Origin of the sequence: Marseilla massiliensis, assembly GCF_016899955.1 — a bacterium.
GTDB classification, from domain to species: domain Bacteria; phylum Bacteroidota; class Bacteroidia; order Bacteroidales; family Bacteroidaceae; genus Prevotella; species Prevotella intestinigallinarum.
On record NZ_JACJJL010000030.1, the window covers coordinates 1 to 13,933 of the forward strand.

The window sequence follows — 13,933 nt, forward strand, 5'->3', positions numbered from 1 at the left end:
GCCCTTGAAGAACGACTTCGAGAGCTGGGCGTTCCACACCGGGTCGTCGGTGTTCATCTCGGCGCTGCCGTATCCGCGGCGGCTGAACACGTTGAAGTCGGTCGACAGGTCGATGTCGACCACGGGGATGGTGTATGTCAGGCTGGCCCCGTACTGATAGTCGAACGCGTCGATGGGCTTGAAACCGGCGCGGTCGCCGCGGCTGTGGTGCGAGGCATACTTGCCGGCAAGGCCCGCCGTGAGCTTGCCCAGGGTGTAGGTGAGGCTCATGTCGAGGCCCGTGCGCACGGTGTTGACCCGGCTCAGGTCGTCGGACGGCGTGTCGTAGGCCACGGCGAAGTCTACGCTGTGCACGTATTCGGTGGCGGCGCCTACGGCATAGCGCAGCCGCCGCTTGCTGTCGAGGGCGCCGTTGACCCCGAGCTTCACTGCCGTCTGCCAGTTGCCGTCAACGTTGTCGTCGGTATAGGTGTATGCCCCGGTCTGCGTGTCGTAGGTGGTGCGCACGCCCCATGCCCCGTGGGTGAAGGTGGCGTCGGCCCCCACGTACCACGTTAGCCGCGCCGAGTCGCAGCGCAGCGTGGTCTGCCACGACAGCCTGTGGTCGGTGCGGGCCTTCAGGTCGGGGTTGCTCACTATGTGGGCGAGCGGGTTGGTGGTGTCGTCGCCGGGCATGAGCGCCGTAAACTCGGGCTGCGCCACCCGCATCTGGTATGACAGCTCGTGGCGCTGGCGGCCCTTGTTGTAGCGGTATTCAAGCCATGGGCTGAACTCGGTGTAGGAGCGCGTGGCCACGGTGTCTACCGAGTAGTCGTTGTAATGCAGCCTCTCGCGGCTGTGCTTTACGGGCAGGGAGAGGAAGAACTCCATGTTGTCGGTGCTCTTCTGTATTGACACCTCTCCCGAGTATGAGCGCGTCAGCGAGTTGCCCCAGTCGCTGTTGTCCCAGTCGAAGGCCATCAGGAGCGAGTCGCGGGTCGAGGGCAGCAGGCCCGTCGCGTCCGTCCAGCCCTCGCCGAGGCGGTCGAGGCGGTAGCGGCTCGTGGATGCCGAGTGCCAGTCTTGCCCGTAAGTGAAGTTGGGCTCCACGTACCAGCCCTTGGGCAGGGCAAACATATAGCCCAGTTCTATCGAGTAGCTGTAGCTCTCGTCGGCGGCATCGGTGTAGTAGTTGCGGCGGTCGGCAGGCAGCGAGGCGGCATACTGCGTGCCGCTGAGGCCGAACAGCTCGTCGGGAGTGCGCTTCTGCCACATGTATTGTGCGTCTATTGAGAGTATGTCGCCCCACGGCAGTGGTTGCGACCACATGGTGATGCCGTTCAGCGACAGCAGCCGCGAGCGGCCCAGACCGTCGCTCCACGAGCGGTTGAGCAGCGTGTCGCGCATCGTAGAGTCGCTGCCCCATGCTGTGTTTCGGCTGTTGGTGTAATGCAATGCGTTTCGGCTCTGTATGTGGAGCTTGCGCAAGCGCAGGAAGTCGCTTACGGAAGTGTTGAAATCCTTGGCTCGGCTGAACGATGAGCTGCCGCCGAATATGTTGCCGGCGGCGGCGAAGGTCTCGGTGGCGTTGTGCCGTTCGTTGTCGGCGTCGCTCCACGTCACGGTGGCATCGAGGTCGTTCATCACGCGCTTCTCCCTCGTCTCGGTCTGCAGGCTCAGCCCCGCCTGCTTGGTGGCGAGCAGCCCGCGCTCCATCTTGGCGGGCGACCAGTCGCCCCGGCTGCCGGGCCGCCGGTCCTCGTTCACGTTGTTGGCGTTGCCGAATACGGCCACCCTGCGCCGGTCGTCGAAGTAGAGCCCAAAGGCGCGGGCGGCCCAGCGGTTGTCTGTTCCGGCCCCCGCCTCGGCGTTGGCAATGTAGCTCCGGGCGTACTCACGCTTCAGGTTGACATCCATCACGAAGTCTTTAGGCTCTATGTCGCGCCCGAGCATCTCGCTGCGCTCGGTGCTCTTGTCGTACACCTTGATTTCCTTTACGGTGAAGTAAGGCAGGTTTTCGAGCATCACCTTGTTCTTGCCGCGGAAGAATTCCTTGCCGTTGAGCAGCAGGTAGTCCACCTTCTTGCCGTTCACATATATCGTTCCGTTGTCCTTGAGCTCCACCCCGGGCATCTGGCGGATTAGCGCGTCGAGCATCGAACCGTCGGGCAGGTTGAACGCCGAGGCGTCGTAGACGATGGTGTCGCCGCGGTATGCTATTTGCACGCGCGTGCCGCTGACCACCACTTCGTCGAGCCCCACATTTTTATATATGTCGTTTTGGGCGCGCTTTATGTGTATGGTGGGCACCAGGTATTCGGCCTTGCGGCCGCGGGGTTGCATGTCGTAGGGCACAAAGGCCGTCTCGTAGCCCTCGGCCTCTACCTTCAGCACGTAGCGGGCAGGGCGTCGCGGCACCGTGAAACCGAAGCTCGCGAATGTCCGCCACAGGTCGCACGTGTCTGTGTCGGCGGTGGCCGAGTCGGCGTTCAGCAGCGTCACCACGGCCTTTACGCGTGTGCGGGTGAACGAGTCGTAAACTTCGCCGCCGAGAAACACCGTGCGCTCCTTCTTTGCGGGCCGTCCGGCGCCATTCGCCATGGCTGGCATTGCAACGGCAAGCAGCATTGTCAATATGATTGTTAAATAAATTTTGGTATTCATGTCAATACAACGTGAAATTCATTTAAATATTATAATCATACTGGCAATTGTCTTTCCGTATGTTAATTTTTATCGTTTTGTTTCGCTTTCCTTGTGAATTTATATGCCAATGAGAACATTAAGTAGCGCGGAATGCAGTTGTATCGCGTCTCAGTGCGGCCCTGGGCGTTGATGGAGTAGCTCTTGGTGGACAGCTGGTGGAGCAGGTCGTAGGCCGTGAGCTTGGCCACGAGACTGCCCTTGAAGAACGACTTCGAGAGCTGGGCGTTCCACACCGGGTCGTCGGTGTTCATCTCGGCGCTGCCGTATCCGCGGCGGCTGAACACGTTGAAGTCGGTCGACAGGTCGAGGTTGAGCACGGGTATGGTGTACTTCAGGTTTGCTCCATACTGGTAGTCGTAGGCGTTTATGGCTTCGAAGCCTTGCCGGTCGCTGCGACTGTTGCGTGCCGTGAGCTTGCCCGCGAGGCCCGCCGTGAGCTTTCCCAGCGTGTAAGTGAGGTTCAGGTTGAGGTTGGTGCGCATTGTCTCGACCGTGCTGAGCACGTCGGCCGAGGTGTCGTAGGCCACGTCGAAGTCTACGCTGTGAATGTATTTCACGCTCGCGTCGAAGACATAGCGCAGCCGCCGCTTCTTGTCGAACGTGCCGTTGAGCCCTCCATTGAGTTCGAAGTCCCAGTTGCCGTCCACGTTGTCGTCTATATAAGTGTATGCGCCGGTCTGCGAGTTGTATGTGGTGCGTGTGCCGAAGTCGTTGCGCACGATGTAGGTCTGGGCCCCGGCGTACCACGTAAGGTCTATGGAGTCGCAGCGGAACGTGGCCTTTCCGCCCAGCCAGTGGCGCGTGATGGCCTTCAGGTCGGGGTTGTTGATGCGCAGGGCCAGCGGGTCGGTGGTGTCGTCGGAGGGCATGAGCGACTGGAACTCGGGCTGGGTGACGCGCATGCGGTAGTTCAGTTCAAACTTGTTTTTGCCTTTGCTGAACTCCATCTGTGCATAAGGCTCGAAGTCGGTGTATGAGCGTGAGGCCACGGTGTCGAGCCCGCCGCTTCGGTAGTGCATTCCCTCGCGCCTGAAATATAACGGCAGCTGCACATAGACATAGCTCTTGGCCATGGGGTGCATGATTTCCAGATGCGTGCCATACGACCGCGTGAGCACGTTGGTATAGGCGCTGTTGTCGGCGTCTAAGGCCAGCAGCAGCGAGTCGCGCGTGGACGGCAGCAGGCCAAGTTCGTCGTAGCGGTCGCTGGCGAGGCGGTCGAGGCGATAGCGGGCGTTGTCGTTTATGTCGCGATTCTGGCCGTATGACACTCCGGGGCGCACCGACCAGTTGTCGGGCAAGGCAAAGTCATAGCTGAGACCGAGGTGGTATGAGTAGCTATCAGAGCGCGTGTCGGCGTAGTTGTTGCGGCGGTCGGTGGTGCCGTCGGTGGCATATTGTGTGCCGGTGAGGCTGAAGTCCTCGGCGGGGCGGCGCCTGCTGTACGAGTAGTCGGCAAAGAGCACGAGATAGTCGCCCCACGGCAGTGGCTGCGACCAGCCCGTATAGCCGAAGAAATAGAGCTGGCGCGAGCGGCCGAGGCCTTCGCTCCACGAGCGGTTGGTGAGCGTGTCGCGCAGCGTTGAGTCGCGTCTCCACGAGGTGTTGCTGCTGTTTGTGTAGTCGAGGTTGACGTAGCTGTAGATGTGGAGCTTGGGCAACGTCAGGTAGTTGTTGATGTTCAGGTTGAAGTCCTTGTTGCGGTTGAAGGCCGAACTGCCGCGCACTATGTTGCCGTCTGAGGCAAATGTCTCAACAGAGTTGTGGCGCTCGTTGTCCGAGTCGTTCCATCTGACGAGGGCGTCGAAGTTGTCCTTGATGCGCTTGTCCTTGTCTTCGGTCTGCAGGCTGAGCCCCGCTTGCTTGGTGGAGAGCAGCCCGCGCTGCATCTTGGCGGGCGACCAGTCGCCGTCGCTGCCGGGTTGCCGGTTCTCGTTGACGTTGTTGGCGTTGCCGAAAACGGCCACGCGCGTATGGTCGTCGAAGTAGAGCCCGAAGGCGCGGGCGGCCCAGCGGTTGTCTGTTCCGGCGCCCGCCTCGGCGTTGGCAATGTAGCTCCGGGCGTACTCCCGCTTCAGGTTGACGTCCATCACGAAGTCCTTTGCCTCGACCTCGCGGCCCAGTGCCTCGCTTTTCTCGGTGCTCTTGTCATACACCTTGACGTTTTTCACGGTGAAATAAGGCAGGTTTTCCAGCATCACCTTGTTCTTTCCCTTGAAGAAGTCCTTGCCGTTGAGCAGCAAGTAGTCAACCTTCTTGCCGTTGACGTATATGTCGCCGTTGTCCTTGAGCTCCACCCCTGGCATCTGGCGGATGAGCCCGTCGAGCATCGAACCCTCGGGGAGGTTGAACGCCGAGGCGTCGTAGACGATGGTGTCGCCGCGGTATGCTATCTGCACGCGCGTGCCGCGGACCACCACTTCGTTGAGCCCCACGTCCTTGTATATGTCGTCGCGCCCGCGCTTCATGAGCAGCCGGGGTATGGCGTAATAGCCCTTGCGCCCCCGCGGCTTCAGGTCGAAGGTGTCGGTTATGGTCTTGTAGCCCTCGGCCTCGGCGCGGATGAAGTAGCGCATGGGGCGCTTCGGCACGCGGAAGCCGAAGCTTGAGCTTGTCCGCCAGATGTAGCATGTGTCTGTCTTGGCCAGGGCGGAGTCTTCGCTCGTGATGGTCACCACGGCCTTAATGCGCGCCTTGGTGAACGAGTCGTAGACTTCGCCGCCGATATATACTGAATCTGCCTTGGCTTTCTTGCCACCGTCGGGATGCGCGGCCGATGGCATTGCTGCCGCAAGTGCGGCAACGAGGATGATGTAGAGCAGTCTGTTCATGTCCTGTTAGCATTTTTATGGTTGATAATCTCCGCCTGCCGGAGCCCCAAGGCTGTTGCCGGGGCCCGGTGAGGGGGCGTGCATGGCTATGGAGGATTGCGCGTTGCGGCCGTCGGTCTGGGCGTCAGTAGATGATGCGTCCGCGCTTAAGCGGAGTTTGCCTGTACGTCTTGTCCACGTCTTTGCGCAGCTTTTTCACGCTGAGGCCGCGCTCGCTCATGGCCTCTCCGTTGAAATAGCGCCGCTCGGGGCTGCTCGGCATGAAGAAGTCTACGGTCTCCACGTTGTCCGGCAGCGGCGGGAAGACGAGCACAAAGCGCACGAAGTTGCCGTCGATAGCATCAATCCAGAAGAAAGTATCGGTGGGGAAATACTCCAGGCGGCGCAGCATGTACTGGTCGCCGGTGTCGCTGTCGATGATGGTGCAGCCCGAGTTGAAGTAGTAGAACTTGCGGTCGTTATGCGCGTATGTGGCAGTTACGTACGTGGCATCCTTCGTCCGGTACAGCTGATAGTAGGCCGAGTGGAACAGTCTCAGGCCGGCCGGTCTCGTCACGGAGTATGGGTAGCTGTATCGGGCGAAAGTCTTTGTGTCGTCGATGTTGTAGTTTTCGGCCTGCGGCTGCGTGAGTTTCGGCTCGATGTTGTCGGGTCTCGGGTCGTATGCGGCCTGCCGCGAGGCGGCGCAGGCACACATCATGGCGGCAGTGGCGGCCGCGAGGGCCAGTCGTGTCAGTAGGTTTGTCATTTCAGTGGGTTTGTTAAAGTGTCATCTTATTATCTTTGCCGGCCGGCGCATCACGTCGTCCAGTCGTGCCGGTATCACCGACCTTTCGCCCTGCTTGCGCACCGCTATGTTCTCTACATGCTTGTCGAGCGGCGGGAAAACGAGCGTGAACGCCACTATCGAGCCTTTGCGCCCGGTGATGTATCCCTCGAGTTGCGTCTTGCCGTAGCCCACGATGCCACGGCACATGTATCGGTCGCCCGTGTCGCGGTCTTCGATGTAGCGCGTCACTCCGTCGAGCCGGAACAGCTGCCGGTCGCTTTCCACATACTTGAGCATCACGAGATGGGTCTCGCCGTCGTGCCTCTCAATCCAGAACTTGTGGCGCATGCGGCGGTATTCACCCAGTGTGAGCGGCACAATCTCGGTGTCGGCGAGCTCGCGCACAGGCTTGCCCGGGGCCGCTTGTGGCTTGTCGGCCGGCTTGGCCGGGCCGTCGCCGCCGACAGGTGAGAAGCCGGCGCAGGTGTAGCCCGTAGGCCCGCCCCGCTTGATGAGCACGTTGAAGGTCTGGGCGTTGCCCTGCCCGCCGCTGCGGCGCGTGGGCTTGGCAGCGGCGTTTTTGTTGAACCTGAGCAGGAAACTGCCGTCGAGGTAGATTTCGCCTATGCGTATGGTGTCGGCGTGGATGCTGCCTTCAGCCCTGCGCAGGTATGTGCCGCTGCCTATCTTGCTCATGCCCATACCTTGCGCTATGCTGTCTACCACATGGATGGCGCGGTCGGTAGAGAAGTCTTCGGCCGGGGCGGGCTCGGCCACCGGTTCCGGTTGAGGCTCGGCGACGGCCGGCGTGCCGGGCTCGGCGGCCTTGGCGGGCGGTTGCGCTGTGGCCCCGGCCACGGCCTCGTTGAGCGCCTTGGGCGACAGCAGCGGTGCGGCAGCCTGCTCTGTTTCCAGCCGTTGCCCGATGTCGGCCACTATTGTGGGCCGGGCAAAGGCCGCCACGGCCATGCCGACGATGGGCAGCAGGTAGGCCGCCTTGAGCGCCGCGGCCTTGGCCGATGGCTTGCGGCACATCATGTAGAGCCGCTTCTTGATGGGGCTGTGGTTGAAGGCGTTGGCTGCCGGGCTTGCGCTGCTGCCGGCGGCTGCGGCTATGAGCAGTCGCAGGTAGCTGTCGCTGTCAATGCCGCTGGCCAGCACGTGGCTGTCGGCTTGGTATTCGTGTACGTCTCTGAGGTCTTTGCGCAGCAGCCATGCCGACGGCAGGAACCACAGCATGCGAGCCGTGAACTCACAGAGCAGCATGTCCCACGAGTGGCCCAGGCGCACGTGCGACAGCTCGTGGGTGAGCACCGAGCGCAGCTGCCGCCCTTCGAGCCCCTCGGGCAGTATCACCCAGCGCATCCAGCTGCAGGCCACGGTGATGCGGCCCGACACCAGCACGGACGCGCCCCGGGGCGCCACGGCGGTGCGTATGCGCCTGCTGCGCGCCATGAGCAGCCAGAGCGAGGCCAGCGAGCGCATGTAGGCCAGCCAGCCCACGGCCACGCCGGCGGCGTAGGCCATGGCCAGCAGTCGGGGCCACAGTGCCAGCCGCGGTGGCTGCGTGGTTGTGGCGGCTGTGGTTGCGGGCTCGTCGTAGGCCTGCTCGATGATGAAAGTCTCGGCACTGGCCGTGGCCTCGGCTATTGGGCTGGGCCTTGAAGTCTCGATGTGGCACAGCGGCAGTGCAGCCGAGGCGACGAGGATGAAAATAAGCACGGCGCGGTTGAGCGCGTGGAACGTCTCGCGGCGCATGAAGAGACCGTAGAGCGAGTGGAACAGCGTGAGTGCCACCGCCCACTTGATGATGTAGATTATAGCTGCTGCCATGTTATTTCTCGCGTTTCAGTTTGTCGACAAAGTCTATCAGTTCCTTCTCGCTCACCTTCTCCTCCTTGACAAGCGCCGACACCACGTTCATGTAGGAGTTGCCGAAATAGCGGCTTACAAACGACTCAAACTTGCGCCGTCCGTAGTTCTCTTTCTTCACTGCGGGTATGTAGAGGTAGCCCCTGCCGTGGGGGCGGTGGGTGAGGTAGCCTTTCTTCTCGAGCAGTTGGATTATCGTCGACACCGTGTTGATGTGCGGGCGGGGCTCGGGCATCATTGCGAGCACGTCTTTGGGCGTGCAGCTTCCTATCTGCCATATCATCTCCATGATGCTCTCTTCTTTTGCAGTCAGTCTCTCCATTGCCTTTGGTTTTTAAGTCGTATTGGTTTGTTTCTTGTCTGTTGTTAGTGGCGGCCAGGCTGCGCTGTGGCCTTTGGGTGGCCGTGCGGATATGCCGGCCGGGGTGGATTGCCATGCGGCGCTGCTGACTCGTGGCATGCAAACCTGTGGCCTGAAGGTTTTGCCTGTTGGTCTTTTCGACTGCAAATATAGTTAATTTATCAATAGCTTCCAAGTTTCCGGCCGATTATTTAACTATTGTTTTAGTTGAAAACCGCGTTCGCGGCATTTTGCGTACCCATCCATCAGCCGCCCGCCCCGGCCGGTGGGCAGAGCCGCTGAGCCACAGGCAGTTGCAGGCTTGGTGGCAGCAGGCTTGCGGCGGAGGCCGTTTTGCACTGCCAAACGGCCTGTATTGCAGTGTGAAACAGCCCGTATTGCACGGCCGTTTGGCCAGTTTGGGGTTTGGGGTCGCTCAGTCCGGTCTGCACGGCAGTTGGCCGCCGAGGCCCTGCCGTCGGTTTGCCGCTCGTCAATCACCCCGGCAGGGCATGAGTCTGCGTGGTGTCGGGCGTGATGGCAGCCACAGTCCGTTGGGCGGCCTTCGGTGATGTCAGCCGTGTAAAGATGCTGTGCAATGTGGATGTCTGCAAGTTGCCGGGTAGTCACGGGTGGTCAGCGTGAGTTGGGCTTCCTTGCGGTGGCCCGGGGTTGGCGGCCGGCGGCTTTCGCAGTTGATGTCCACCAGCACCACATGTCTCATCGTAACTCCCTCTAACTCCTCTAATTCATTCTAACTTCTCGCATCTGCCCGACTGCCGGCATTAATCTTTGCAAAAATGGAGTAAGTAGGTGTTCAAAACTAATTGCCATCAAATTGTGCGCTCTTTCGGGCCGCATGCCAAAGTCCGCGAGAGATAGTGGCGGGCTGCGCTACCTATGAGGCATTGGTATGCGAGCCGAAAGAGTGCACAAGATGGTGGCAAATATATAGATTGCACATGCAAAGTCAATTGTATCTGTTGATTTTGAACAGCTGCTTATTAGCGCCCCGGGCATTTCATCACGTTGGCTTGAATGCCTGTGCAGCCCGGACTCTGCGCATACGGCTGCCCCTTCGGCAAAATGGGCTGGCCTCAGGGCGGCGGCATCACCGGGTCGCTAAGCCGTGCCATGGCCGGTATGGCATAAAAAAACGACCGCCCTATTCACATAGAGCGGCCGCCACAGTTATATATAAATCGTATTAGTTATTCGCAATTTTTTATGCCTTGGCAATCTCTTTGTCGGCATTGCGCCTGCCCTTGCCTATGGTGAAGTAGGCCACGGGGGCTGCAATGAATATCGACGAGAACGTACCGAACACGATGCCGAGTATCATTGCCAGCGAGAAGCTGCGTATGCTCTCACCTCCGAAGAAGATGATGACGAGCAGCACGAGCAGCGTTGACGAGCCGGTGTTGATGGTACGGGCCAGCGTCTGGTTCAGCGAGTCGTTGAACAAGTCCCACAGGTTGCGCTTGGAGTAGAGGTGCATGTTCTCGCGTATGCGGTCGAACACCACCACCTTGTCGTTGATTGAGTAACCGATGACGGTCAGGATGGCTCCGATGAACGTCTGGTCTATCTCGAGCGACATGGGCACCATTCCCCAGAGCAGAGAGTAGACGCCGAGCACGAAGAGCGTGTCGAAGGCCAGGGCCACCGTAGAGCCCAGCGAGAACGCCACGTTGCGGAAGCGCAACAGTATGTAGAGGAAGATGGCTATGATGGCTATCACCACGCTGACTATTGCACCGTATGTGATGTCCTTGGCTATGGCCGGCCCCACCTTTGAGCTGCTTATGATAGAGCCTCCCTCGCGTATGTCGGGGTTCTTGAAGGCTTCGACGCTCTTCTGGGTGACGAGCCCGTCGGCCGACAGCTCCTTGTAGAGTATGTTCTCTATCTCGCTGTCCACGTTGGGGTCGTTAGACTCTATCTTGTAGTTGGTGGAGATGCGGATGGTGTGGCCGTCGGTGCCGAGGGCTATGGCGCTGAACGTAGACTCGCCGAAGGCACCCTGCAGAACCTCGCGCACCTGTTCGGGCGACACGGGCTTCTCAAACTGCAGCACATAGTTGCGTCCGCCGGTGAAGTCGATGCTCCGGCTGAAGCCGCGCACCACGAAGCTGCCTATGAACACGAGCGCTACGATGCCCCAGATGGCGAACGAGCTCTTGTACTTGCCCATGAAGTTGATCTTGGTGTCCTTCATCATGTTGCGCGAAATGGCAGTGGTGAACGTGAGGTTGAGCCACTTGTCGCGCTTGAGCTGATGGTCGTAGACGATGCGGGTCATGTAGACTGCCGTGAAGAACGAGCAGCACAAGCCGATAATCATTGTGGTGGCAAAGCCTCGGATGGGGCCTGTGCCGAACACGAACAGTATGACACCGGTGATGATTGACGTGAGGTTGGAGTCGAAGATGGCCGAGAAGGCGTTGGTGTAACCGCGGTTGATGGCTTCCTTCACGCCTATGCCTGTCTCAAGCTCCTCCTTGGCGCGCTCGTAGATGAGCACGTTGGCGTCGACGGCCATACCCAGCGAGAGCAGCAATCCGGCAATGCCCGGCATGGTGAGCACCGACTGGAACGAGGTCATGATGCCCAGCGTGAAGAACAGGTTGAACAGCAGGGCCAGGTTGGCCAGCATGCCCGGTATGACGTTATAGAGGATGATGAGGTAGATCATGAGCAGCACGAAGGCTATGATGAACGACACGAAGCCTTGCTGTATCGACTCCATGCCGAGCGACGGGCCCACCACCTCTTCCTGCACGATGCGGGTCGGGGCGGGCATCTTGCCAGAGTTGAGCGTGTTGGCAAGGTCTTTCGTCTCCTCGATTGTGAAGTTTCCGGTTATCTCGGAGTTGCCGCCGGATATCTCGCCGTTTACCCTCGGTGCGCTGTAGACGCTGTTGTCGAGCACTATGGCAATGGCGCGGTTGATGTTGGCCTTGGTGAGCTGTGCCCAGCGGCGTGCGCCGTCGCTGTTCATCTGCATGGTCACGCAGGGCTGTCCCATCTGGGTGAAGCCGTCGCGGGCGGTGGTAATCACGTTGCCCTCGAGCGGTGCGCGCCCTGACGGCTCGGTCACCTTGATGGCGTGGAGCTCATAGATGGTGCCTGTCTTGTCGAAGTCGACGGGCTTGGCGCTCCATACCAGCTTCAGGTCGGAGGGCAGCACCTGGCGTGCAATGTCAGAGTAGATTATCTTGTTGACGTCGGCCGTGTCGCGCGCAACGGCATATCCCACCACGCTGAGGGCGTTGCCCTGCATAGGCTGGAACACCGAGAAGAGCGGGTTTTGCCTGCGTATCTGCTCGGCCTGGGCGTCGGCGGCCTTGCTGCCGGCCTTCTTGGCAGTGCCCTTGGCGGCCAGCGCTGCTGCGAGCGAGCCCTTGTCCGCCCCGGCCTTGGCTGCCGTAGTGTCGGCCTTTGCCGTGTCGGCGGGTGCTGCTGTGGCCGATGTGCTGTCGAGAGCTGCAAAACGCTGGTTGAGCTGTGCCAGCGACGGCACTATCTCCTGGCTGTTGTATGTCTCCCAGAACTCAAGGTTGGCGCTTCCCTGCAAGAGCTTGCGCACGCGCTCCGGCTCCTTGATGCCGGGCATCTCGACCATGATGCGGCCTGTCTGGCCCTCAAGCTTCTGGATGTTGGGCTGAACCACGCCGAACTTGTCGATACGGTTGCGCACCACGTTGAACGAGTTGTCAACGGCCGACTGCACTTCGGCGCGCAGGGCACGCTCCACTTCGGCGTCGGTGCTCTGCGTGCTTACCTTGCCCTTCATCTGCTGCGTGGCGAAGATTTCGGCCAAGCGGTGGCCCGGGGCGTTCTTATGGTAGCTCTTGACAAAGAGTGAGATGAAGTCGTCCTGGCTGGTCTCCTCTTCCTGCTTCGCCTCGTTCATCGACTTGACGAAGGCCGGGTCGGTCTTGTGGTCGGCCAGCACGGATATCACGTCGGGCACCGACACCTCGAGGACAACGTTCATACCGCCTTTCAGGTCGAGACCGAGGCCGATTTCCATCTCGCGGCACTGCTTCAGCGAGTAGATGCCGAGGTACACTTTCTCGTTCATGATTGAGTCGAGATATTCTTGCCCCGCCTCTTCTCCCATGGCAGCGGCCTTGTTCTCATAATGGCGCGTCACAAACGAGAAGGAGAGGTAGAATATGCACACAAGCACAAGCAGAAGTGTGATAAACTTTACAATTCCTTTGTTTTGCATTTCTGTTGTTATGTTATTTTTTAATTATTATTTCCCTGTTATGCCATTTTTAGCTTGCAAATATAGCATTTTTTTTACATTGTTGAAAATTTATCGCCATTTTTCACGCCTTTTATTTCATTTTAAGCCAACAATAAATGGGATAGTGGTCGGAAGCCTTGATTTTGCTATCGACCTTACAGCCAAACGGTTTGAAGTGCGAAGAGCACATTATGTTGTCTATCCTCACGTAGAATCCCTTCTGATTATACGACAAACCAATGCCGCGCCCGGTGGCCACGTAGCAGTCGGTCAGGTCTTTGGCCATCATTCGGCGTGTGTAGGATATGGGCGTGTCGTTGAAGTCGCCGCACAGTATTGTGGGATAGTTGGCGTGGCTCTTTATGTAGGCATACACCGCGTCGGTCTGTCGGGCGCGTATCCTGGCTGCGTCGCCGAGCTTCTTTATCAGTTTCTTCGACTCGGCCCGGGCCGTGTCCTGGGCCATCTCGCCCTTGAGCATGTCTTTGTAGCGCTGGCGTTCGTCGGGGTCGAGGTGGTTGCTCTCGAAGTGGTTGTTGATGACGAGCACTGTGTCGCGCCCTATCCTGAGGTAGTAGGCCACGCTGCCGTTGCCCGTCGACTCGTATTCTATGCGCTCCTTGCGCAATATCGGGAAGCGGGTGTATATGCCCAGGGCGTTGCTGCGCCTTGCCTCGTCGCCCACGTAGGTGGTGTCGGTGTGTGCGTATAGGCTGTCCATCCTGGGCTTCATCTTGCCGCTGCCGTCGACGTCTTCCTGGAAGCACACTATGTCGGCCTTGCTCCGGCTGATGTAGTCGACCATGTCGTCGTAGGGCCTGTCGTGCCCCGGCAGCCCCGAGTAGTTCTTTACGTTGTACGACAGCACCTTGATGGCGCCCTGCGGTGGCTCCGACGCCGGGTTGATGGGCATGTATATTCGTATGGGCACTATGGCGGCGGCATAGGCCGCTATGGGTATCACGGCCATCTTCCACTTGAAGACGAGCCAGAAGACGAGGAAAGCCAGGTTGATGGCTAGCAGCACCGGGAACACCAGGCCCGCCGTGGCAATGTATGGGTGGGTGGCGGGATTGGCGTAGTCGGAGAATCCCACCAGCCACATGATGATGCCGGTGGCTATGTTCGCCCCGGCTATCATGTTGGTTGTGAATGTCTTGAGTTGCTTCAGCATCGTC

Annotated in this window: 7 protein-coding genes; all 7 read right to left on the reverse strand. The window is 59.7% G+C overall.

Translation table 11 applies throughout. The annotated features are described in order from the left end of the window. Positions 1–2,607 (reverse strand): outer membrane beta-barrel protein (locus tag H6B30_RS13765; RefSeq protein WP_205111565.1); only part of this gene is annotated, 2,607 nt, incomplete at its 3' end. 98 nt (positions 2,608–2,705) lie between these two features. Further along, entirely contained in the window at positions 2,706–5,516 is a 2,811-nt protein-coding gene (locus H6B30_RS13770; protein WP_205111567.1) for an outer membrane beta-barrel protein, read from the reverse strand. 124 nt (positions 5,517–5,640) lie between these two features. After that, positions 5,641–6,264 carry a hypothetical protein gene (locus tag H6B30_RS13775; RefSeq protein ID WP_205111569.1) on the reverse strand — a complete coding sequence of 208 codons (624 nt, stop codon included), beginning with the start codon at positions 6,262–6,264 and terminating at the stop codon, positions 5,641–5,643. A gap of 21 nt (positions 6,265–6,285) precedes the next feature. Beyond that, positions 6,286–8,118 carry a M56 family metallopeptidase gene (locus H6B30_RS13780; RefSeq protein WP_205111571.1) on the reverse strand — a complete coding sequence of 611 codons (1,833 nt, stop codon included), beginning with the start codon at positions 8,116–8,118 and terminating at the stop codon, positions 6,286–6,288. Between the two features lies 1 nt (position 8,119). Continuing rightward, entirely contained in the window at positions 8,120–8,479 is a 360-nt protein-coding gene (locus H6B30_RS13785; RefSeq protein ID WP_205111573.1) for a BlaI/MecI/CopY family transcriptional regulator, read from the reverse strand. A 1,243-nt stretch (positions 8,480–9,722) separates the two neighbouring features. Beyond that, positions 9,723–12,734: a protein translocase subunit SecDF gene (gene secDF, locus H6B30_RS13790; protein WP_205111575.1), complete on the reverse strand. Its 3,012-nt coding sequence runs from the start codon at positions 12,732–12,734 to the stop codon at positions 9,723–9,725. 112 nt (positions 12,735–12,846) lie between these two features. Then, a complete protein-coding gene (locus tag H6B30_RS13795; protein WP_205111577.1) occupies positions 12,847–13,929 on the reverse strand; it encodes an endonuclease/exonuclease/phosphatase family protein in 1,083 nt (360 codons plus the stop codon). Positions 13,930–13,933 lie beyond the last annotated feature (4 nt).